The 20,517-nt window shown below is 65.2% G+C and carries 20 protein-coding genes; 12 read left to right on the top strand and 8 right to left on the bottom strand.

Annotation, left to right across the window (positions count from 1 at the left end; translation table 11 throughout):
• The first annotated feature begins 32 nt into the window (after positions 1 to 32).
• Positions 33 to 686 (top strand): carboxymuconolactone decarboxylase family protein, encoded by a 654-nt coding sequence (locus tag ACL9RJ_RS18165; RefSeq protein WP_177086629.1) that lies wholly within the window; start codon positions 33 to 35, stop codon positions 684 to 686.
• Here ACL9RJ_RS18165 and gudD read toward each other — a convergent pair.
• Complete coding sequence (gene gudD / locus ACL9RJ_RS18160) at positions 683 to 2,035, bottom strand: glucarate dehydratase (RefSeq protein WP_177119318.1); 1,353 nt, start codon at positions 2,033 to 2,035, stop codon at positions 683 to 685. The two genes, ACL9RJ_RS18165 and gudD, sit on opposite strands and share 4 nt — an antisense overlap.
• 28 nt (positions 2,036 to 2,063) lie before the next feature.
• On the bottom strand, positions 2,064 to 3,419 hold the full coding sequence (locus ACL9RJ_RS18155; RefSeq protein ID WP_017129501.1) for an MFS transporter: 1,356 nt from the start codon (positions 3,417 to 3,419) through the stop codon (positions 2,064 to 2,066).
• Between the two features lie 349 nt (positions 3,420 to 3,768).
• Between ACL9RJ_RS18155 and ACL9RJ_RS18150 the strand changes: the two genes are divergently transcribed.
• Positions 3,769 to 4,485 carry a FadR/GntR family transcriptional regulator gene (locus tag ACL9RJ_RS18150; RefSeq protein WP_422765520.1) on the top strand — a complete coding sequence of 239 codons (717 nt, stop codon included), beginning with the start codon at positions 3,769 to 3,771 and terminating at the stop codon, positions 4,483 to 4,485.
• 76 nt (positions 4,486 to 4,561) lie between these two features.
• On the opposite strand, the gene ACL9RJ_RS18145 is transcribed toward ACL9RJ_RS18150, so the two are convergent.
• On the bottom strand, positions 4,562 to 5,005 hold the full coding sequence (locus tag ACL9RJ_RS18145) for a winged helix-turn-helix transcriptional regulator (RefSeq protein ID WP_103033061.1): 444 nt from the start codon (positions 5,003 to 5,005) through the stop codon (positions 4,562 to 4,564).
• A gap of 98 nt (positions 5,006 to 5,103) precedes the next feature.
• On the opposite strand from ACL9RJ_RS18145, the gene ACL9RJ_RS18140 reads away from it, so the two are divergent.
• Positions 5,104 to 6,318 carry an MFS transporter gene (locus ACL9RJ_RS18140; RefSeq protein ID WP_177129402.1) on the top strand — a complete coding sequence of 405 codons (1,215 nt, stop codon included), beginning with the start codon at positions 5,104 to 5,106 and terminating at the stop codon, positions 6,316 to 6,318.
• Positions 6,319 to 6,458: 140 nt separating this feature from the next.
• Here the strand turns inward: ACL9RJ_RS18140 and ACL9RJ_RS18135 are convergent, their stop codons facing one another.
• On the bottom strand, positions 6,459 to 6,998 hold the full coding sequence (locus ACL9RJ_RS18135; protein ID WP_178963875.1) for a cytochrome b: 540 nt from the start codon (positions 6,996 to 6,998) through the stop codon (positions 6,459 to 6,461).
• Entirely contained in the window at positions 6,995 to 8,074 is a 1,080-nt protein-coding gene (locus ACL9RJ_RS18130; RefSeq protein ID WP_422765519.1) for a catalase family peroxidase, read from the bottom strand. Before ACL9RJ_RS18130 ends, ACL9RJ_RS18135 begins: the two co-directional genes overlap by 4 nt.
• 181 nt (positions 8,075 to 8,255) lie before the next feature.
• Here ACL9RJ_RS18130 and ACL9RJ_RS18125 point away from each other — a divergent pair, with 181 nt between their 5' ends.
• Entirely contained in the window at positions 8,256 to 8,762 is a 507-nt protein-coding gene (locus ACL9RJ_RS18125; protein WP_042937213.1) for an RNA polymerase sigma factor, read from the top strand.
• Positions 8,759 to 9,508, top strand: a complete 750-nt coding sequence (locus ACL9RJ_RS18120) for an anti-sigma factor family protein (RefSeq protein ID WP_017129508.1) — start codon at positions 8,759 to 8,761, stop codon at positions 9,506 to 9,508. Before ACL9RJ_RS18125 ends, ACL9RJ_RS18120 begins: the two co-directional genes overlap by 4 nt.
• Before the next feature lie 58 nt (positions 9,509 to 9,566).
• Here the strand turns inward: ACL9RJ_RS18120 and ACL9RJ_RS18115 are convergent, their stop codons facing one another.
• Positions 9,567 to 10,406 (bottom strand): IclR family transcriptional regulator, encoded by an 840-nt coding sequence (locus tag ACL9RJ_RS18115; protein ID WP_177086884.1) that lies wholly within the window; start codon positions 10,404 to 10,406, stop codon positions 9,567 to 9,569.
• 241 nt (positions 10,407 to 10,647) lie between these two features.
• On the opposite strand from ACL9RJ_RS18115, the gene ACL9RJ_RS18110 reads away from it, so the two are divergent.
• From ACL9RJ_RS18110 to ACL9RJ_RS18080, 7 genes are read left to right on the top strand one after another with little or no spacing between them, the layout of a single operon-like run.
• Positions 10,648 to 11,676: an ABC transporter ATP-binding protein gene (locus ACL9RJ_RS18110; RefSeq protein ID WP_177086617.1), complete on the top strand. Its 1,029-nt coding sequence runs from the start codon at positions 10,648 to 10,650 to the stop codon at positions 11,674 to 11,676.
• Entirely contained in the window at positions 11,673 to 12,548 is an 876-nt protein-coding gene (locus ACL9RJ_RS18105; protein WP_017129511.1) for an ABC transporter permease, read from the top strand. Before ACL9RJ_RS18110 ends, ACL9RJ_RS18105 begins: the two co-directional genes overlap by 4 nt.
• Complete coding sequence (locus tag ACL9RJ_RS18100; protein ID WP_017129512.1) at positions 12,549 to 13,343, top strand: ABC transporter permease; 795 nt, start codon at positions 12,549 to 12,551, stop codon at positions 13,341 to 13,343. It begins immediately after the preceding gene.
• A 7-nt stretch (positions 13,344 to 13,350) separates the two neighbouring features.
• Entirely contained in the window at positions 13,351 to 13,641 is a 291-nt protein-coding gene (locus ACL9RJ_RS18095) for a (2Fe-2S)-binding protein (RefSeq protein ID WP_017129513.1), read from the top strand.
• On the top strand, positions 13,638 to 14,993 hold the full coding sequence (locus ACL9RJ_RS18090) for an FAD-dependent oxidoreductase (protein WP_422765518.1): 1,356 nt from the start codon (positions 13,638 to 13,640) through the stop codon (positions 14,991 to 14,993). The genes ACL9RJ_RS18095 and ACL9RJ_RS18090 overlap by 4 nt, the downstream gene beginning before the upstream one ends.
• On the top strand, positions 14,990 to 16,105 hold the full coding sequence (locus ACL9RJ_RS18085) for an NAD(P)/FAD-dependent oxidoreductase (protein WP_177107615.1): 1,116 nt from the start codon (positions 14,990 to 14,992) through the stop codon (positions 16,103 to 16,105). The genes ACL9RJ_RS18090 and ACL9RJ_RS18085 overlap by 4 nt, the downstream gene beginning before the upstream one ends.
• 33 nt (positions 16,106 to 16,138) lie before the next feature.
• The gene (locus ACL9RJ_RS18080) at positions 16,139 to 17,191 is read left to right on the top strand and encodes an ABC transporter substrate-binding protein (RefSeq protein ID WP_017129516.1); all 1,053 of its coding nucleotides are present in this window, start codon (positions 16,139 to 16,141) and stop codon (positions 17,189 to 17,191) included.
• Positions 17,192 to 17,209: 18 nt separating this feature from the next.
• On the opposite strand, the gene ACL9RJ_RS18075 is transcribed toward ACL9RJ_RS18080, so the two are convergent.
• A complete protein-coding gene (locus tag ACL9RJ_RS18075; RefSeq protein ID WP_017129517.1) occupies positions 17,210 to 18,181 on the bottom strand; it encodes a Csu type fimbrial protein in 972 nt (323 codons plus the stop codon).
• Between the two features lie 16 nt (positions 18,182 to 18,197).
• The gene (locus ACL9RJ_RS18070) at positions 18,198 to 20,507 is read right to left on the bottom strand and encodes a fimbria/pilus outer membrane usher protein (RefSeq protein ID WP_422765543.1); all 2,310 of its coding nucleotides are present in this window, start codon (positions 20,505 to 20,507) and stop codon (positions 18,198 to 18,200) included.
• Between the last annotated feature and the right edge of the window lie 10 nt (positions 20,508 to 20,517).

The raw sequence follows: 20,517 nt of genomic DNA, 5'->3' as shown, positions 1-20,517 counted from the left end.
CGCGAACCCCTATCTTTCGCAGAGGACATACCATGAACAGCAAGGACCCCGTGGCAGAGCTGTACCGTGAAGGCCGCAAGCAGTTTATCGAGTTGGTACCTGATGGCGGCGCACGCCTGGATGCGCTGTTTCATACCGCGCCGGCATTGGGCGAATTGGCGGTCGGCGTCGTCTACGGCCATCTGCACGAGCGCCCCGGTCTCGATCCGCGGTTGCGCGAAGCCGCGACCTTCGCCGCCATCGTTGCCGCCGGCATGGTCGGGCCACCGCTCAGCGTGCATTTCAAGACCGGCCTGGCTTCGGGCCTGGCTCCCGGCGAATACACCGAACTGCTGTTGCAGGCCTCTGCCTTCACCGGCTTCCCACGCGCGGTAGCCACCGCCGACCAGCTCAACCATCTGTTTGCCGACGCCGGAATGGTTTCGCCACCGGCCAGGCCGCCAAGGGCCGTGGTGCTGGCGTTCTGTGACACGGTGCGGGAAAACCATGACCACAGCCCTTTCCCGCTCCCACCGGCAGCACGGGATCTGCTGCGTAAACCCCATCAACTCCAGGCCACCGCCACGGCGGCGGACCGGGTGCTGGTGGAATGCTACCAGGCAGGTCAGCCGGCCCCCCGTGGCGTGTTGCAGTTTCGCGTCGAGGGCGAACAGATCGTCGCCGTGACGCTCTTCACCCCCGACTAGCGCACCAGGCACGGACGCTTGTTGTCGAACGACCAGCCCGGGATCAGGAACTGCATCGCCACGCTGTCATCCCGGGCGCCAAGGCCCATGTTCCGGTAGCACTCATGGGCCCTGGCTACCGCGTCCAGATCCAGCTCGATGCCCAGGCCCGGCTTTTGCGGGACCTGGATAAAGCCGTCGACGATCTGCAACGGCTCGCGGGTCAGGCCCTGGCCGTCCTGCCAGATCCAGTGGGTGTCGATGGCGGTGATCTCACCCGGCGCCGCGGCCGCGACATGGGTAAACATCGCCAGGGAAATGTCGAAGTGGTTGTTGGAGTGCGAACCCCAGGTCAGGCCCCATTCATGGCACATCTGGGCAACCCGGACCGAGCCCTGCATCGTCCAGAAATGCGGATCGGCCAGGGGGATATCGACCGCGTGCAACTGGATCGCATGGCCCATTTCCCGCCAATCGGTGGCAATCATGTTGGTCGCCGTCGGCAGCCCCGTGGCGCGGCGGAACTCGGCCATCACCTCGCGCCCCGAGTAACCGTGTTCCGCACCGCAGGGATCCTCGGCGTAGGCCAGCACATCATGCTTGTCGCGGCACAGGGCAATCGCTTCCTTGAGCGACCAGGCACCGTTGGGGTCGAGGGTGATTCGCGCCTGGGGGAAACGTTCGGCCAGGGCCGTCACCGCCTCCATCTCCCGGGCACCGTCGAGCACGCCGCCCTTGAGCTTGAAATCATTGAAACCGTAACGTGCCTGGGCAGCCTCGGCCAGACGGACAATGGCTTCGGGGGTCATCGCCTGCTCATGCCGCAGGCGCAACCAGGCGTCGTCGGCCTCGGCTTCATTGCGATAGGCCAGGTCGGTCCGGGCCCGGTCGCCGATATAGAACAGGTAACCGAGAACCTTGACCGCCTCCCGCTGCTGGCCCTCGCCGAGCAACGCCGCCACCGGCACGCCGAGGAACTGGCCGAGCAGATCGAGCAACGCCGCCTCCAGCGCCGTCACCGCATGAATGGTGATACGCAGGTCGAAGGTCTGTTGCCCGCGCCCGCCCGAATCCCGTTCGGCGAAAGTCTGGCGGACCTGGTTGAGCAGCTTCTGGTAATTGCCGATGGACTGGCCCAGCAGCAGCGAGCGGGCATCCTCCAGGGTGGCGCGAATCCGCTCACCGCCGGGGACTTCGCCGACGCCCGTGCGCCCGCTGCTATCGGTAATGATCACGATATTACGGGTAAAGAACGGGCCGTGGGCACCGCTGAGGTTCAGCAACATGCTGTCGTGGCCGGCCACCGGGATAACCTGGAAACCGCTGATCACCGGCGTCTGGCCGGCGGCATTGAGGGGCTGTGTAGTCATGGTTCGTACCTGTCGGCAAAAGCGTCGTTCAATGGGGTTTGTTCAGGGCCGGGCTGACGATCCCCGGCAGCGCGTGGGAAGTCTTGGGCCGGGTACGGGCATAGAACACCAGGATCGCCGCCAGCACCGAGGTCGCGGCCAGGCCGTAGAGGCCGCCCTGGATCGAACCGGTGCGCTCCTCCAGCAAGCCGAAGGTGGCCGGCGCGACAAAGCCGCCAAGGTTGCCGGTGGAGTTGATCAGGGCAATGACCCCGGCTGCGATCCGCGCATCCAGGTAGGCCTGGGGAATCGGCCAGAACAGCGACGAGGCGGACTTGAAGCCGATGGCGGCGAAACACACGGCGACAAAGGCGAACACCGGACCGCCGGTGGTGGACATGAACATCCCCGCCGCCGCCACCAGCAGCGCCGTGGCGACCCAGGCCTGCTGGTGCTTCCACTTGCCCGAGGCCGCCGCGAAGGCGTACATGGCAATGATCGAGATCAGCCAGGGAATGGAGTTGAAGAAGCCCACCTGCAGGTCGCTCAGATCGCCCATTTTCTTGATGATGCTGGGTAGCCAGAAGGTCGCGGCATAGATGGTCAGTTGAATGCAGAAATACAACAGGCAGAACAGCACGATCTGGCGGTCCTTGAGCAGGGTCCAGATCGACGGCTTGACCGGCATCGCCGCCTCGCGGGCACGCTGTTCATCCTCGATCACCTGCACCAGCACGTCCTGCTCGGCGGCGCTCAGCCACTTGGCGTCGCGGGGCGTGGAGTCGAGCCAGAACCAGGTGAAACCGCAGAGCACCACCGAGGCCAGGCCTTCGATGATGAACATCCATTGCCAGCCGTGCCAGCCGAAACCCTCGATCTGTAGCAAGGCCCCCGACAACGGGCCGGAGATCAGTGACGCCACGGCCGAACCGCTGAGGAAGATGGCAATCGCCTTGCCCCGCTCCACACCGGGCAACCAGCGGGTGAAGTAGTAGATCACTCCGGGAAAGAACCCGGCCTCGGCCACACCGAGCAGGAAACGCAGGATATAGAAGTGGGTTTCGTTCTGGACAAAGGCCATCGCCGTGGCGACCAGGCCCCAGGTGAACATGATGCGGGTCAGCCAGAGCCGCGCCCCGACCTTCTGCAGGAACATGTTGGAAGGCACTTCGAACAAGGCATAACCGATGAAGAACAGTCCGGCGCCAAAGCCGTAGGCCGCGGCGCCGATGCCCAGGTCATGCTCCAGGTGCGTGCGCACGAAGCCGATATTCACCCGGTCGATGTAGTTGACGATAAACATGATGACGAACAGCGGCAGTACATGGCGCTTGACCTTCGCCACGGCGACGGCCAGCAGTGAATCACGCTCCGGTATTCCGGACGGATCGAGGGTGTTGTTCACGACGGTCTCCCACGGGTTATTTTTGTGTGCGGGGTGCTGGCTCAGCCGAACCAGTCGACAGTCATCATACGAGTAGAAAAATCTGCTAACAAGTCCCTTCGAATTGCCTGGTGCTTGGAGATTTTTCAAAGCAATGACAGAACAACAATCAACCTATTGTTTTTATTATAAATTTATCAGATAAACCGATTAGATCATGGCACCATGCAGCTTATCATCGTTTGAAAATCATCAGAAAATCACCAGGGAACGGCTGCGAAAACCAAGCTTGTCATACATGTTTAACAGCCCTGTGCACAGCTTGTCTGACGAGTGTTAAGCTCGTGCTTCACTCCTGCGCGACACGACCATGAGCCTTGATACCGACCTCCCTGCACCACGCCGCAAGCGCACGCCCAACCTGGCTACCGACCTGGTCAATCACCTGACCCAGCAGATCCGCCTGGGCCAGTTGAAACCGGGGGAAAAGCTGCCATCGGAAAGCACCATCGTGCGTGAACACAAGGTCAGCCGCACGGTGGTCCGCGAGGCGATCTCCAAGCTGCAGGCCTCGGGCTGGGTGGAAACCCATCACGGGGTCGGCAGTTTCGTGCTGGAACGCGAGGAAGCCCATGGCCTGCGCCTGAGCGCCGACACCGCGCTGAGCGTGCGCGACATCCTCGAACTGCGCCTGGGCCTGGAGACCCAGGCCGTCGCCCTGGCGGCACGGCGGCGCAGCACCGAACACCTGCGGCAGATGCGCGAAGCCCTCGACGAATACCAGAGCCTGCTGGCCAACAACGACAGTTGCGTGGCCGCCGACCAACGCTTCCACCTGTTGATCGCCGAGGCCACCGGCAATCCGTATTTCGCCGAGATCCTGTTGCACCTGGGGCAGTCGATGATCCCGCGGACCCGGGTGCAGGGGGCCGAGCGCGGCGACGCCGACCTTGCGCAACTGGGGCAGTTGGCCAATCAGGAGCATGAAGCGATTCTGAACGCGATCCAGCGCCAGGATGCCGATGCGGCACGGGCGGCGATGTGGACCCACCTGAGCAACAGTCGGGAACGGTTCTCCCGGGAATAACACGCCGATCGTTCCCACGCCCTGCATGGGAATGCCTCACTGGACACGCTGCGTCCGCTTTTGTGATGCAAAACGCTCAGACCGGAATCCGTCGACAGTCCTCCGGCCCCAGCAGTCGCCCGTCTGCAGCCCGCAGCTCCAGCGGCCTGAGGGGCAAGCCCTGTTCGCGGTCGACCATCCGCGAATGCTGTTCCTGTGGGCCGTAGAAATAGGTCTCGCCCCACTGGCGCAAGCCGATGATCAGATTGAACAACCCCCTGCCCTTTTCCGTCAGCACATATTCCTGGTAGGCACTGCCATCCGAGGCCGGAACGACCGTCAACACGCCGTGCCCCACCAGGTTTTTCAAACGGGCGGCAAGGATGTTCTTGGCCAGGCCGAGGTTGCGCTGAAACTCGCCAAAACGCCGGATGCCGTCGAAGGCGTCGCGGATGATCAGCAGCGACCAACCGTCGCCTATGGCATCCAGTGAACGGGCTACCGGGCATTCGGCGGCTTCCAGGCTGGAACGCTTGACCATGACTCGGGCTCCTGTGGAAAAATGTGGTTGCAATATAAAACCACTCCCTCTAGGGTACAACTGGTTTTAAAAAGCAACCAGATAACCAGGAGTCCATCATGGCATTGGAAGTCCCACTCACCACCGATACACAAGCCCCGGCCACGGGGCTTGGCGCGGCAGTCGTGCTGCTGTTCGCCGTCGCCTGCGGGCTCTCGGTGGGCAATGTCTATTTCGCCCAGCCGCTGCTGGATGCCATGGCCGAGACCTTTGCCATGGACCACGCCCTCGTGGGCGGCGTGATAACCCTGACCCAGGTCGGCTACGGCCTGGGACTGCTGTTGCTGGTACCCCTCGGCGACCTGCTCGACCGCCGGCGGCTGATCGTCGGGCAGATGCTGGTGTCGGTGCTGGCGTTGCTGCTCAGCGCCCTGGCTCCCGACAGTTTCTGGCTGCTGCTGGGCATGGGCCTGGTCGGACTGCTGGCGGTGGTGACCCAGACCCTGGTGGCCTATGCCGCCCAACTGGCAGCGGCGGGTGAACGGGGCAAGGTGGTCGGCACGGTGACCAGCGGCATCGTGGTCGGCCTGTTGCTGGCGCGCAGCGTTTCCGGCGGCATGGCCGACCTGGCCGGATGGCGTTCGGTCTATCTGCTCTCGTCGGGACTGACGCTGGTCATGGCGCTGGCGCTCTGGCGGGTGTTGCCCAGGCACGAACCGGCCAAGGCGCGGCAGGCGTACGGAGCGCTGATCCTGTCGGTGTTCAGTCTGTTCCGGGAGGAAAAGATCCTGCGTGACCGGGCCGTGCTGGCGATGCTGATCTTCGCCGCCGGGACGGTGCTGTGGACACCGCTGGTCCTGCCCCTGAGCGCCCCGCCGCTGTCGCTGTCGCATACCGAGATCGGCCTGTTCGGCCTCGCCGGGGCAGCCAGCGCCCTGGCCGCCGCCCGCGCCGGACACTGGGCGGATCGCGGCCGGGCGCAATGGACCAGCGGCCTGTCGCTGCTGCTGATGCTGTTGTCGTGGCTGCCGATCGCCTTTACCCAATCGTCGCTCTGGGCCTTGCTGCTGGGGGTGATCACCCTCGACCTGGGCTTGCAGGCGGTGCACGTCACCAGCCAGGCCCTGATCTACAGCGTCAGGCCACAGGCGCAAAGCCGGTTGGCGGCGGGCTACATGCTGTTCTATTCGATCGGCAGCGCAGCCGGGGCCCTCGGGGCCACGGCGATGTACGCGTGGGCGGGCTGGCTGGGCGTGTGCCTGCTGGGGGCGGGAATCAATGCCGTGGCGCTGGGGTACTGGGGGTGGTCACTGCGGGTGGTGAAAAATCCTTGAATAAGGGCCGCCTGGGCCGGCCTATTCGCGGGCAAGCCCACTCCCACAAGGGGTCGGGCCAACCACAAATACCGCACACCCCGCTGTCCCTGTGGGAGCGGGCTTGCCCGCGAAGGCGCCAGCCCTGGCGCCCAAGGGTTTCAATCCTTGCCGCGTACCATGCTTTCCAGCACGCCATCCCGACGAATCCAGCCATGGAACAAGGCTGCCGCCAGGTGCATCAGCACCGTCAGGAACAACAGGTACGCCAGGTAGCCGTGGGCCTTGCGCAGGAATGCAAAGGTCGTGGCATTGGCCGAGAGCAGTGGCGGCAGTTCAATCGAACTGCTGAGCATCACCGGATCACCGGCCGCCGAAATCATCGCCCAGCCCAGCAGCGGCAATACCAGCATCAAGGCGTATAGCAACACGTGGGACAGCTTTGCCGCCAGCACCTGCCAGCCCGGCAGATCCTCTGGCAAGGGCGGTTGACGGGTGCTGAAGCGTACGACCAGACGCACGATCACCAACGCCAGGATCGCGATGCCCAGCGGCTTGTGCAGATGGATCAGCCACTCATGCCGGGCCGACACCGACGCCACCATCCCGGCACCGATAAACAGCATCGCCAGGATCATCAGCGCCATCAGCCAGTGCAGCAGGCGCGCCAGGGGGGCGAAATGCTTCGAAGGGGCGCTCATGGGCGTGACTCCTGTTTGGCGTGACCGGCAGGCAGTTGGTCGACCTCACTGGTACGACGCAGATAGGAACTGGCATAGGCCGCCGAGCGCGCCGCCAGCAACGGATCGGCCGAGGCCTCGATGCCACTGGGCAGTACCAGCGGGTCGTAGTTGATGTCGCGGCAATCGCCGCTGTCTTGCGGTTGCGTGCTCTCCAGCACCAGGGTCCCGGCGTTGAGTACCTTGTGCTCGCCGCTCCAGGCCTTGCTCGCGTCATCGGTCGGATCGCCGGGATTGGCCAGGGTAATGCGCAATTGCCATTTCAACGGACCGGCCGCCAGTCGCTGTTCCAGGTCCTGGTTCAGGAAATCGGCACCTGCCGGGGCCACGGCACCCGGGGCATCCTGGCTCAACGGTACATACCCCCAACGGACCGCCTGGCGCTGGCCGGCGGCGTTCACCAGGTAGAAGGCGTTCAGCCCGTTGTAGCTTTCGGTGGCATAGCTGGCCGATGGCCTGGCGGTCTTGACCCACTGCAGGAACGGCGCGGTTTCCGGGTGACCGGCAAAAAACGCCGCCATTGCCGCCGGATTCGGCTTGCCGGTAGTCGGGTCCGGCGCGGAAGCCTTGAGCTGCTCGAAGAAGGCTTCTGGCGTGCCCACCGGGAATACCGGCATGCTGTTCATCCCGGTGCGCCATTGCTGGCCGTTGGCGAGGATGAAACGCAGGCCCAGGCTGCGGATCGGCACACTGCTGTCCGGCGCGTAGGGGTTGCCGCTGGGCAGGGCAAAACGTCCTTCCACCGGCACGCTGCCCGCGGCGAACACCTTGGCAATCGAATACGGCCGCGCTTCATCGCTGCTTTCGAAATAACCGGCGACGCACACACCCTTGGCATGGTTGCGCCGGAACCCCGGATGCAGGCCGTTGTTTTTCTCGAAGGTATCGACAATACGCGTCGGTGTCAGGCGCTGCGGGTCGAGCCGGCCGCTGACGTAGGCAAAGGCCCCGGCCAAGGCCGCGACCACCACGGCGATAGCGGCCAGGCGCAGGGCCTTGCTCGAACCGCTGAGGGGCGGCGGGGTGTGATCTACCATGAAAAAACTCCAGGGCCTCAGGCGGCCACACGGTGAAGGAGCTATAAGACGAAGGTCGCGATGGTTTATTCCAGGCGCCCCGATTTATTTTTCGAATATTTATTTTCCGGCCATTGGAATAACCTTCGAGTCCAGACGTCTTGCTAGTCCAAGATGACAGGTGAAGAACCTGCAGGATTCCATGAACGATCTCGACGAACAGCTACGTGAACTGATTCCCCGCATGCGGCGCTTCGCCGTGTCGCTGACCCGTAATCCTAGCAGCGCCGACGATCTGGTCCAGGCCAGCCTGGAGCGGGCGTTGTCCAGTTGGGGCGAAAAACGTCCCGAGGGCGATCTGCGGGCCTGGCTGTTCTCGATCCTCTACCGGCAATTCCTCGACGCCCACCGTCGCAACCGGCGGTATGCGCGGATGCTCGAGTTCTTCACCGGGCGCGACGATGCCCAGCCTTCGGTGGAGCGCACGGTAGTGGCGCAATCGACCCTGGAAGCCTTCGAGCAACTGCCCACCGAGCAACGGGCCCTGCTGCTCTGGGTTTCGGTGGAAGGCTTGAGCTACAAGGAGGTCGCCGAGATCCTCGACGTCCCCACCGGCACCGTGATGTCCCGCCTGTCCCGCGCCCGCCAGGCCTTGCGCCAGATCAGCGACGGCGAAATCACCAGCCCTTCCCTGCGGATACTGAAATGATCACGATTCCTCCCAGCGAACGCGATTTGCACGCCTATGTCGACCATCAGCTCAGCGATGCCGACCGGCAAATGATGGACACCTACCTGGCCACCCACCCGGAACTGGCCCGGCAGGTCCGCGACTGGCAGCGCGATGCCCAGCACCTGCGTGCCGCCCTCGGCGGGGCGCTGCAGATGCCGGCCAATCCGCAACTGGACCCGGCGATGATCCGCCAACGCCTGCGCGGCCAGTCGCGCCGTCACCTGGCAAGCGCGGCCGTGCTGCTGATCGCCGTGAGCGTCGGTGGCCTCGGCGGCTGGCAGGCGCGGCAGATGAGCTACCCGACCCCGGCACCGATGGCCGACGCGGTGCAGGCCTACCGCATGTTCGCCACCCAGGACATCCTGCCGGCGGACTTCAAGGTCGAACAGAACGGCGACCTGCAAGGCTGGCTCGACCGCTACTTCACCCGCGCCAACCGCCTGCCGAACCTGCAGGGCGCCGGATTCAAGCCGGTCAGCGCGCGCTTGCTGAGCACCGAGCAGGGCGCGGCAGCGATGGTCCTCTACGAAGACCCGCAGGGGCTGCGGATCAGCTACTACATGCGTCCGCCAGGACCGCAGAACCACCTGCTGGAGCGTGGCCGGCGGCGTGACGGCGAACTCCAGGCCGAGTACTGGTCCGGCGGCGGCTACAACTACGCGATGGTCACCCCGGCCGACACACCGGCGGCACAGGTGCTGCAACAGACCACGCAGTTCTGAGCGCACTGATCGCTCCCGCGCAGAGCGTGGCAACGCTCCTCGAATCCGGCGCGCCCGACTACTCGGGCGCGCCGAAGATCTGCGAAGGCCGGCGCAGCAGCGGATCGAACGGATTGATCCGCGGCCCGATCACCGCCGCTTCACGCTTGAGCAATTCCACCACCGTCGGCAGGCGGTCCGGCCCGAGGCGGTCACTGATGGTCGCCACGCTCAAGGCGGCGACCGCCCGGCCCTCGCGATCGAGGATCGGCACCGCCACCCCCGCCATTCCCTGCAACACGCCGGTATTGCGCCCGGCGTACCCCAGCTTGCGTACGTTCTCCACTTCCGAACGCAGGAAGACCTCGTCGTACAGGTGAAAATCCCGCAGTCGCGGCAGGTTGTAGCGAATCACCGTCTCCCGCTCATCCTCCGGCAGGAAGGCCAGGATCGCCAGGCTGCCCTGGCCGACGCCCAGCGCCACGCGACCGCCGATATCACCGGTAAAGGTGCGGATCGGAAACGGCCCTTCGCTGCGGTCCAGGCAGATCGCATCGAAACCGCTGCGCGCCAGCAGGAACAGCGAGTCACCGAGGGAGGCCGACAAGCGCAGCAACGCCGGACGCACCAGTTCGCGCAGATTGCCGCTCTGCCCGGCCCGGGCCGCCAGGGCGAAGAACTCCAGGCTCAGGCGATAACGCTTGCTGCGCCCGTCCTGCTCGACCATCCCTTCCTCCACCAGGCTGCGCAGCAGGCGGTGGGTGGTTGGCTGGGACAAGCCGATGTTCTCCGCCAGCTGGGTCACCCGCTCGCCGTTTTCCGGTGTCTGTCCCAGGCTGCGCAGTACCGCGAACAGCCGGGACACCGCACCGACACCGACTTCATTTTTATTTTCATTCCGCTCAGTGGAATTCATCAGCGTATTTCCAATGTTTAAATTTGCTGAATGAATGAAAGTGAAAATAGTCATTCCTTCAGTGAAATTCAGGCTTTCGCACATCCTAGGCTTCGTCCTACTCTGCGTCCACAAGGGGCGATTCGAACAACACCGGTAGCCGACACACGTCGAGCACCACGCACCCCCGCAACGTCCTTTCGTCTCTGCCCATGACAAAAAAGCGCGCCCCGGCGTGCACAACAAATACAGGTGGAACGCAGTTATGGCCTTTCTACGACTTGAAGGCGTGTGCAAGCGCTATGGCGCCATCGAAGCGGTGGTCGCCACCCAGCTTTGCGTGGACAAGGGCGAGTTCGTCTCGCTGCTCGGTCCCTCCGGTTGCGGCAAGACCACGACCCTGCAGATGATCGCCGGCTTCGTCGAAGTCAGCGCCGGCCGGATCCTGCTCGACAACCGCGACATCACCCACGCCAAGCCCAGCAGCCGCGGCCTCGGCGTGGTGTTCCAGAGCTACGCGCTGTTTCCCCATATGACGGTGCACGACAACGTTGCCTTCGGCCTGCGCATGCGCAAGGTGCCGACGGCCGAAGTCCAGCAGCGGGTGGCGAAGGTCCTGCAGTTGGTACGCCTGGACCGCCACGCCGAGCGTTATCCCCGCGAGCTGTCCGGCGGCCAGCGCCAGCGCGTCGCCCTCGCCCGGGCCCTGGTGATCGAGCCGCCGGTGCTGCTGCTCGACGAGCCGCTGTCCAACCTCGACGCCAATCTGCGTGAAGAGATGCAGTTCGAGATTCGCCGCATCCAGCGCGAAGTCGGCATCACCACGCTGATGGTCACCCACGACCAGGCCGAGGCGCTGTCCATCAGCGATCGCGTGGTGGTGATGGAGGCCGGGCGTATCACCCAGATCGACGAGCCCTACAAACTCTACGAACACCCGCGCACCCGGTTCATTTCCGGTTTTGTCGGCAAGGCCAACCTGCTGCCCGGGGACCGCGACGCCAGCGGCTGTCCGCAAGTGCGCCAGTTGCCGGGCGACGGGGCGTTGACCCTGAGCCTGCGCCCGGAAAAGATCGACCTGCTGGAAGCCGGCCGCGGACGTCTGCAAGGCCGCATCCTCAGTCGTTTTTTCCTCGGCAGCCAGTGGCTGTACCGCGTCGACAGCATGATCGGCGAAGTCACCGTGGTCCGTCGCAATGACGGTTCGGCGCCCCTGGACGAAGGCGTCGCGGTCGGCCTGGACTGGCCGAGCGAACTGCTGCGGGTCCTGGAAAGCGGCGAGGTGCCGGCATGAGCCTGCTGGCCCGCATGCGCGAGGGACGCCACGGCTACCTGCTGTCGGCACCGGCCCTGGCCCTGTATATCGGCCTGCTGGTGCTGCCGCTGGGACTGACCGCCGTCCTCTCGTTCAACGTCTTCGACTACCAGACCGGCATCAAGGGCGATGCCTACACCCTGGAACACTACGGCGTGCTGCTCAGCGACCCGTACTTCTACGAAATATTCCTGCGCACCTTCTGGATCAGCGGCCTGACCACCCTGCTCTGCGTGGTGATCGGCGTGCCCGAGGCCTACATCCTCAGCCGCATGGGCACGCCGTGGCGCTCGATCTTCCTGATCCTGATCCTCACGCCGCTGCTGATTTCGGTGGTGGTCCGGGCCTTTGGCTGGAGCCTCCTGCTGGGTGCCGACGGCCTGGTCAACCAGAGCCTGCAAGCCATCGGCCTGGCGCCGATGAAACTGCTCTACACGCCGTTCGCGGTGGTGATCGCCCTGGTCCACGTGATGCTGCCGTTCATGATCATCCCGGTCTGGACTTCGTTGCAGAAGCTCGACCCCGCCGCCGAACAGGCCGCGCTGTCCCTCGGCGCCAGCCACGCCAAGGTGATGCGCCTGGTGGTACTGCCACAGGTCATGCCCGGGGTGTTGTCCGGCACGCTGATCGTGTTCGGCCTGTCCGCCAGTTCCTTCGCGATTCCCGGCCTGCTCGGCGGGCGACGGCTGAAGATGGTCGCGACGCTGGTCTACGACCAGTACCTGTCGGAACTCAACTGGCCGATGGGCGCGGCGATCGCCGTGGCGCTGCTGCTGCTCAACCTGCTGATCATGCTGTCGTGGAACCGGATGATCGAGCGTCGCTACAAGAAATCCCTGGGGGCCGCGTAAATGTCCAGAAACGGCCCGTTGGCCCTGTTGTTCCACAGCCTGATCGTGGTGTTCATGATGGCCCCGCTGGTGGTGGTGTGCCTGGTGGCCTTCACTCCGGAAAACACCCTGAGCCTGCCGACCACGGATTTCTCGTTGCGCTGGTTCCGCGCGGTGTTCGAACGCGCAGACTTCGTCCAGGCGTTCTACAACAGCCTGATCCTGGCCTTCAGCGCCGCCACCCTGGCAACCCTGATCGCCGTCCCGGCCGCCCTGGCGATGACCCGCCATCAGTTCCCCGGGCGGGACTTTCTCAATGGCCTGTTCCTCTCGCCGATCATCATCCCGCACCTGGTCCTCGGGGTGGCGCTGTTGCGGCTGTTCGCCCTGATGGGGGTCAACGGCAGCTTCAGCTGGCTGATCTTCGCCCATGTGCTGGTGATCACGCCCTATGTGCTGCGCCTGGTCCTGGCCGCCGCCATCGGCCTGGACCGCAGCGCCGAGCAGGCCGCCGAATCCCTCGGCGCCGGACGCTTCACGCTGTTCCGCCAGATCACCTTGCCGATGATCCTGCCCGGCGTGGCCGGCGGCTGGCTGCTGGCCTTTATCAACAGTTTCGACGAGGTGACGCTGTCGATCTTCGTCACCTCCCCCGCGACCCAGACGCTGCCGGTACGCATGTACGTGTACGCCACCGAATCCATCGACCCGATGATGGCGGCCGTTTCGGCCCTGGTGATCGCGCTGACCGCCTTGACGATGATTCTGCTCGACCGGGTCTATGGCCTGGATCGGGTACTGGTAGGAAAACAATGAGGGCGATATGGCGCTGCTGAAACGACTGGCCGAAGGCGACCGCCCGGCCCTGGACTTCACCCTCGACGGCGAGCCGGCCAGCGGCCTGCTGGGCGATACCCTGCTGACCGCGCTGCTCACCCGTGGTGAATACCTGCGCCACAGCGACTTCAGCGGCGAGCCCCGCGCAGGCTTCTGCCTGATGGGCGCCTGCCAGGACTGCTGGGTTCGACTGGCCGACGGGCGTCGGGTGCGGGCCTGTTCGACCCTGCTCGAAGCCGGGCAACAGGTCAGTCGTGAAGGAGGCGTACGCTCATGAGCGCTGTGGTGATCGTCGGTGCCGGACCGGCCGGGATTCGTGCCGCCCAGACCCTGGTCGAGCATGGCCTGCGCCCGGTATTGCTGGATGAGTCCGCCCGCGGTGGCGGCCAGATCTATCGGCGCCAGCCGGAGAACTTCCGTCGCTCGTCGCAACAACTGTATGGTTTCGAAGCCCGCAAGGCCGACGCGATTCACCAGAGCCTCGATAACCTGCGCGGGCAACTCGACTACCGTCCCGATACGCTGGTGTGGAACGCCGAGGACAACGCCCTCGATACCCTGCAACAAGGTCGGGCCGGACGCCTCGACTACGCTGCCGTGATCGTTGCCACCGGGGCCACCGACCGCGTGCTGCCGGTGTCCGGCTGGACCCTGCCGGGAGTGTTCAGCCTCGGCGCGGCGCAGATCGCCCTGAAATACCAGGGGTGCGCCATCGGCCAGCAGGTGGTGTTCGCCGGCAGCGGTCCCCTGCTCTACCTGGTGGCCTATCAGTATGCCAAGGCCGGGGCCTGGGTCGTCGCGGTCCTCGACAGCTCGCCCTTCGCCGCACAGTGCAAGGCCCTGCCGCGATTGCTCGGGCAGCCGCTGACCCTCGCCAAGGGCCTGTACTACCGGGGCTGGTTGAGCGCGCATGGCATCCCCGTGCACCAGGGCGTGCAACTGGAACGGATCGAAGGCGAGCAACGTGTCCGTGCGCTGCACTGGCGCCAGGCCGGTCGCCTGCAGTCGCTCGAGTGCGATGCCGTGGCCTTCGCCCATGGCCTGCGCAGCGAGACCCAACTGGCGGACCTGCTGGGTTGCCATTTCAGCTGGAACCCGTTGAACCGCAGTTGGCTGCCGGACCGCGATCGCGCCGGTCGCAGCAGCGTGACCGGGATTTACCTGGCGGGCGATGGCGCCGGCATCATGGGCGCCGACGCGGCGGAAATGGCCGGTGAACGTGCGGCCCTGGCGCTGCTGGAAGACCTGGGGCACAGCGTCGACCCGGCACGCGGCAGCCGCCTGGAACAACGCCTGGCCCGCATCGAGGGTTTTCGCCAGGGCCTGGAAAGCGCCTTCCCGTTTCCCTCGCAATGGGCACAGGACGCCCCGGACGAACTGATGCTCTGTCGTTGCGAGGAGGTGCGGGTCGCCGACGTCCGGGCGGTGGTCCGCGAGGGCCACTGGGAGATCAATCGGGTCAAGGCCCATTGCCGGGTCGGCATGGGCCGCTGCCAGGGGCGGATCTGCGGCGCGGCGGCGGCGGAAATCATCGCCAGCGAAAGCGGCCTGGCCCTCGACACCATCGGCCGCCTGCGTGCCCAGGCGCCGATCAAGCCATTGCCGTTCGGCGTGGAGATCGCGCCATGATCGACGTCGAAGTAGCGATTCTCGGCGGCGGCATCGTCGGCGCATCGGCGGCCCTGGCCCTGAGCCGCCAGGGCCGCGGCGTGGTGCTGCTGGAGCGGGATTTCTGCGGTTCCCATTCCAGCGGTGTCAACTACGGTGGCGTCCGTCGCCAGGGCCGGCCGCTGTCGCAGTTGCCGCTGTCCCAGCGTGCCCACGGGATCTGGAGCCGCCTGCCGGAACTGATCGGCATCGACGGCGAATACCAGCGCTCCGGGCATCTCAAGCTGGCCCGCAGCCTCGACGATCTGGCCGCCCTGCAGGCCTATGCCGACAGCAGCCAGGGCTTCGGCCTCGACCTGCAGATACTCGATCGCGCACAGTTGCACCGGCGTTTCCCCTGGGTCGGGCAGATCGCCGAGGGTGCGTCGTTCTGCCCCGATGACGGTCACGCCAACCCGCGACTGGTGTCCCCGGCGTTTGCCCGTGCGGCCCGCCAGCTCGGGGCAAACGTACTGGAACAGAGCGAGGTCAGCCAGGTCGAGCATGATGGCCGGCACTTTCGCCTGCGCACGCGCAACGGCCACGAGATCCGTGCCGCCTGGCTGCTCAATTGCGCCGGCGCCTGGGCCGGCAGCCTCGCCGCGCAATTCGGTGAAACCGTGCCCCTGCACTCCGGTCACCCGGCGATGCTGGTGACCGAACCGTTGCCTCTGGTGATGGACGCCAGCACCGGTGTCGAGGGCGGCGGCATCTATGCGCGCCAGGTCGCTCGCGGCAACTGCGTGCTGGGCGGCGGCCAGGGTTTTGCCCTTGATGATGCCCGGGCCCGCCCGGGGCAGACCGCCGTACTGGAGATTCTGCGCCAGGCCGTCGAACTCTATCCGTTTCTCGAAGGTGCCCAGGCGATTCGCACCTGGAGCGGCACCGAAGGTTACCTGCCCGACCGCCAGCCGGTGATCGGCCCGAGCGCAACCCAACCCGGCCTGCTGCACGCCTTCGGCTTTGCCGGGGCCGGTTTCCAGATCGGCCCGGCGGTGGGCGAAGTCCTCGCCGAGCTGGTGTGCCAGGGCCGCTCGTCAACGCCGATCGAGGCGTTTTCCATTACCCGTTTCCACGCCACTCCCGCCGTCTGAGCGGGCCGTCAGAACCCAGAGGAAGATCGCGCCATGAAGAATGCCCCACGCAACGCCCTGATCGGTTTGTCCTGCCTGCCTCTCACTGCCCTGCTGCTCGCCGCGCCGGCCCGGGCCGAGCCCACGCTGTACCTGGGCATGAACGGCGGGACCATGGAACGCCTGTACAGCGACAAGGTGCTGCCGCCCTTCGAAAAGGCCAATAACGTCAAGGTGGTCATCGTCCCCGGCACTTCCGCGGACATCCTGGCCAAGGTCCAGGCAAGCAAGGACAACCCGCAGATGCACGTGATCTTCCTCGATGACGGGATCATGTACCGGGCGATCTCCATGGGCCTGTGCAGCAAGCTCGCCGACAACCCGACCCTGGCGCAGATCCCGGCCAAGGGACGGATCAAGGACGAAGCGGTGGCGGTCAGCCTGGGCGTGACCGGACTTGCCTACAACACACGCCTGTTCAAGGAAAAAGGCTGGGCCGCGCCGACCTCGTGGATGGACATGGCGGACAGCAAGTACAAGGACAAGCTGGTGTTCCAGTCGATGTCGTCCTCGACCTTCGGCCTGCACGGGTTCCTGATGTTCAACCGGCTCCAGGGCGGCAGCGAAACCAATGTCGACCCGGGCTTCAAGGCCTGGCCGAACAGTGTCGGGCGTAACGTGCTGGAGTACATCCCGAGTTCGGCCAAGCTCTCGGAGATGGTCCAGACCGACGAGGCAGCGCTGTTCCCGCTGACCCCGACCCAGGTCACCGCGCTCAAGCTCAAGGGGATCCCGGTGGAATACGCCCAGCCCAAGGAGGGCGCGGTGGTGCTGAACGTGGCCGAATGCGCGATTGCCAACAACACCCAGCCCGAACTGGCGCAGAAACTCGCCGAGTTCCTGTTGACGCCCGAGGCCCAGGCGGCGGCGCTGGAGGATGGCGACCAGATTCCGTCCAACCCCAACACGCCGACCACCGACCGTACCCGCGGCCAGGTCGAGGCCATGAAAAAATACCTGGATACCGCGGTGGCCATAGACTGGGACCAGGTCAACCTGCTGCGCCCGGAATGGAACGCCCGCTGGAACCGCAGCATCGAGCGCTAGCCAGCACGACCGGGCCTGTCAGAACCCCACGTCGAGAATCACGTTGTCGGTGTAGGTGCCGGCCGGCGGCGTGTTCTGGTCGGGGTAGACCTTGGCGTTGTAGTTGAACACCTGGCTGCCCAGGCCCAGGCCGTTGCCCGGATTGACCTCGGCGTCGCTGCTCGAGCGACGGGCCGGCCCGACGCTGCCCCAGACCGTGGTGCCGGCACTCTTGAAGATGTCGTAGGACAGGAAGTTGCCCCCCGAGACCATCCGCCGCCGGCCGCCGCTGGCGTTCTGGCCGGGGTCCAGGCCGACCGTGTAGGGACTGCCCTTGGTGCACGACACATTGATGGTCTGGTTGATCGTCCCGAAGGCGCTGATCACCGGGGCGCCACCAAAACTGATATTCGGCGCGCTCACCGTGCAGTCGTTGCTGACGGTCATGTTCACGGTCAGGCTGGCCGTGCCGGTGCTGACGTCACGCCCCAGGCAGATACCCAGCGCACCGATGCCGGCACAATAATTCCAATCCCAGTAGATGCTCAGGGTCTCGGTGTAGATCCCCGCCGCGACGTTGCTGCCGATTATTGTCCCGAAGTAGATCGGCACGGTCTTGGGCGTCGAGCCGCCGAGCAGACCCAGCAGGTCGATGATGCCATTGCGGGCAAAATCATAGGGCGTGTTCCGGGTGATCAGGTAGGCCGCGCCGGTATTGTTGCTGGCGTAGATGTTGTAGCTGATGACATCGCCGGTGGGACCGACCATGCCAGCAGTGCTGGAACTGATGGTGGCATAGAAGTGATCGTTGGTGGTCAGCAGGGTCAGCAGCGAACCGGTACACCTCAGCCCGGCATTGGTGGTCGACGTCGATTGCACCGTGGTCCGTGTCAGGATCGAACTCACCGGACCGAAACCCGCCGCTGTCGTGGCAACCACCGAACACAACGCCTGGGCCTGGGACGCCAACCCGCTCAACAGCAGAACCGAGACCAGACTACGCACCTTCATTCGACACCTCCTGTGTCTATCGACAGACCAGCGGACCGACCAGGGGCACCTGCTCGGCAGACTCCTGCATGGCGAACTGCACCCGGCAGGTGCCGCCATCGGCCAGGGTCACCTTGAGGCTGTTCTGCTTCGCCAGGTTTTCCAGGTAGACCAGGCCATCCCAGCCCACCACGGCTGCCGCCCCGGTCTGCTCATGGATGACGTTGGCCCCCAGGGGCAACGGCTGGTTGTGGCTATCCACCAGTTCGACGCTGGCGGCAACGATCCGGCTCAACGGGAATTTCAGCAGGTAGCCGCTGCCGCGACGGACCGCAACGCGCTGCTCGACCGTCGGGCTCTGGACGTTGGCCGGCAGGTTCAGCGGATCGATTTCGTATTTGCCGCGATAGTAGCCGCTGCTCCAGGGCACCAGCAGCCGCCCGGACTTGTCGGTCTCGCCCACCAGCTGGTTTTCGTAGCGCACCGGCACCTTCGGGTAACCGTCGGTGCTGACCACCACGAATGCGTCGTTGATGCGGTTGGCGGCGAAGACCTGCTTGTCCATCCACACCAGCGAACCGCTGGCATCGGCCCAGCGGGTCTCGGCCTCGCTGCTGCCGTAGACGCCGGCCTGCAACTGCACCGACTGCAGGCGCCAGGTCAGGTCGGCCTGGCGGTAATCCGGGCCCCGACCATGACCATAGCCGAGGTTGTAGCCCACACCGCCCTGGCTGGGTACGGCGCGACTGTAATTGACCCGCTCGAGGCTCGCGCCGCTCTTGTCACGCTCGACACTCATGCTCAGGCTGCCGTTGAGGTCGAAGGGAATCACGACCTGGGCCTGCACCGCCCAGTTGCTGTCGCCGATTTCACGGTTGGCCGACAGGTAGAAACTGCTGTTGCCCCACAGCGGACGGTTCCAGGTCAGGTTGAGCAGGCGGGTGCGAGAGTCGTCGGCGGCACGGATATCGAAATAACCGGCGCCCAGGCTGCCCCAGCTGTCAAGGTTGAGGCTGGCCGTGACCTGCTCGCTGCGTTTGCTCAGGCTGATCGACGGCGTGTCGATGACCGTCAGGTCGGCGTATTGATCGTGACGCTCCAGGCGCTGGTAGGACAGGCTGTAGCGCTGGCTGCTGTACTGGTAGCCGAGGCTGACCTGCTGGCCCTGGCGACCGTCGAAACGGCTCTGGCTGACAGCGCTGTTGAGCACGCCGAAGTTGCCCAGGCGCAGGTTGCCGCCGACACCGCCCAGGGTCAGGTCGCTGGACGCCTCGACGTGGCTTTCCAGGGTGAAGCTGTCGCTCAGGCCATAGCGCAGGCTGCCGGAGGTCACGCCCGGACCGTAGCCGAAATCCCGCTGCGCATAATCGCGGCGCAGGTTACCGGCGGCCACCGAGAAATCCGCCAGGCCCTTTTGCAGCAAGGTGCTGGTGACATAGAACGGCACGGTGGTGGACACCTGTCGCCCGAGGGCATCGGTGGTCACCACCACCGCCTCGCCCGCACCGTTGATGAAGGGGATATTGGTCAGGGTGTAGGGACCGGGCTGCACATTGTCGCTGGACGACTTGAAGCCGTTGATGAACAGATCCACCGAGGACGGCACCGCCGCTTCACCGGCGAACTGCGGCAGCGGATAGGTCACCAGGTCGGGGCGCACACCGAAATCCCGAGACAGTTGCACACCGCCCAGGCGCACCGAGTTGCTCCAGGGCAAGGCGCCGCTGACCACGTCGCCGGCCTCGTAGGTCAGCAGGCGCTCATCGTCGGAATAACGCCAGGTGGTGTCATAGCGCAGGTAACCGTTGTCCAGCCCGCCGCCCGTATTCGTGCCGAAACTGCGGCGGTACTGCCCGGTGTTGGACAGGGTGCCCCAGGTGTCGAACACCCGCACTTCGTTCCAGGCCGCCAGGTAGGTGCCGGCGTCGTCGGTGTCATTGAGGTACAGGTCATAATTGAGCATCGCGCCAAAGCTGGTCAGCGCCTGGGTCCGCGGATAGGCCTGGCGGTTGCCGAGGAACTGCGCCGGCAGCCAGTCCGCCGGTACCGTCAATAGCAGGCGCTGGCCATGGCTGTCGTATTCGCTGTGCAGGCCCGGCAACTGGTCGAGGGCGACTTCGGCGGAGACCGACGGCGGCAGTTTCATGCCGATCGCCTGCAGGTCCGAGGCCGACAGGAACAACTGGCCGGCCCGCTGCTCGACGACAATCACCTTGCCGGTGTCCATCTGGTTGACCAGCAGCTCAAGGTACAGTTGCGCATCGGGGATGGCCTCCAGGCTGGTGGGTGGCGGCGGCAGTTCACCGGCCCCGACCCGCGGGAGGAACACCAGCCAGCAACAGCCCATGGCCAGCCAT

Origin of the sequence: Pseudomonas sp. Mn2068 (assembly GCF_049319725.1) — a bacterium.
In the GTDB taxonomy this organism is placed as follows: Bacteria; Pseudomonadota; Gammaproteobacteria; order Pseudomonadales; family Pseudomonadaceae; genus Aquipseudomonas; species Aquipseudomonas gingeri.
The sequence above is the reverse complement of the archived record's forward strand: the minus strand, read 5'-3'. Positions and strand labels throughout refer to the sequence as shown.

What these genes read in the sequence shown, in the direction of transcription:
- ACL9RJ_RS18165 (WP_177086629.1), top strand. Translation starts at nt 33, where the DNA reads ATGAACAGCAAGGACCCCGTGGCAGAGCTGTACCGTGAAGGCCGCAAG.
- gudD (WP_177119318.1), bottom strand. Translation starts at nt 2,035, where the DNA reads ATGACTACACAGCCCCTCAATGCCGCCGGCCAGACGCCGGTGATCAGC.
- ACL9RJ_RS18150 (WP_422765520.1), top strand. Translation starts at nt 3,769, where the DNA reads ATGAGCCTTGATACCGACCTCCCTGCACCACGCCGCAAGCGCACGCCC.
- ACL9RJ_RS18145 (WP_103033061.1), bottom strand. Translation starts at nt 5,005, where the DNA reads ATGGTCAAGCGTTCCAGCCTGGAAGCCGCCGAATGCCCGGTAGCCCGT.
- ACL9RJ_RS18140 (WP_177129402.1), top strand. Translation starts at nt 5,104, where the DNA reads ATGGCATTGGAAGTCCCACTCACCACCGATACACAAGCCCCGGCCACG.
- ACL9RJ_RS18135 (WP_178963875.1), bottom strand. Translation starts at nt 6,998, where the DNA reads ATGAGCGCCCCTTCGAAGCATTTCGCCCCCCTGGCGCGCCTGCTGCAC.
- ACL9RJ_RS18130 (WP_422765519.1), bottom strand. Translation starts at nt 8,074, where the DNA reads ATGGTAGATCACACCCCGCCGCCCCTCAGCGGTTCGAGCAAGGCCCTG.
- ACL9RJ_RS18125 (WP_042937213.1), top strand. Translation starts at nt 8,256, where the DNA reads ATGAACGATCTCGACGAACAGCTACGTGAACTGATTCCCCGCATGCGG.
- ACL9RJ_RS18120 (WP_017129508.1), top strand. Translation starts at nt 8,759, where the DNA reads ATGATCACGATTCCTCCCAGCGAACGCGATTTGCACGCCTATGTCGAC.
- ACL9RJ_RS18110 (WP_177086617.1), top strand. Translation starts at nt 10,648, where the DNA reads ATGGCCTTTCTACGACTTGAAGGCGTGTGCAAGCGCTATGGCGCCATC.
- ACL9RJ_RS18105 (WP_017129511.1), top strand. Translation starts at nt 11,673, where the DNA reads ATGAGCCTGCTGGCCCGCATGCGCGAGGGACGCCACGGCTACCTGCTG.
- ACL9RJ_RS18100 (WP_017129512.1), top strand. Translation starts at nt 12,549, where the DNA reads ATGTCCAGAAACGGCCCGTTGGCCCTGTTGTTCCACAGCCTGATCGTG.
- ACL9RJ_RS18095 (WP_017129513.1), top strand. Translation starts at nt 13,351, where the DNA reads ATGGCGCTGCTGAAACGACTGGCCGAAGGCGACCGCCCGGCCCTGGAC.
- ACL9RJ_RS18090 (WP_422765518.1), top strand. Translation starts at nt 13,638, where the DNA reads ATGAGCGCTGTGGTGATCGTCGGTGCCGGACCGGCCGGGATTCGTGCC.
- ACL9RJ_RS18085 (WP_177107615.1), top strand. Translation starts at nt 14,990, where the DNA reads ATGATCGACGTCGAAGTAGCGATTCTCGGCGGCGGCATCGTCGGCGCA.
- ACL9RJ_RS18080 (WP_017129516.1), top strand. Translation starts at nt 16,139, where the DNA reads ATGAAGAATGCCCCACGCAACGCCCTGATCGGTTTGTCCTGCCTGCCT.
- ACL9RJ_RS18075 (WP_017129517.1), bottom strand. Translation starts at nt 18,181, where the DNA reads ATGAAGGTGCGTAGTCTGGTCTCGGTTCTGCTGTTGAGCGGGTTGGCG.
- ACL9RJ_RS18070 (WP_422765543.1), bottom strand. Translation starts at nt 20,507, where the DNA reads ATGGGCTGTTGCTGGCTGGTGTTCCTCCCGCGGGTCGGGGCCGGTGAA.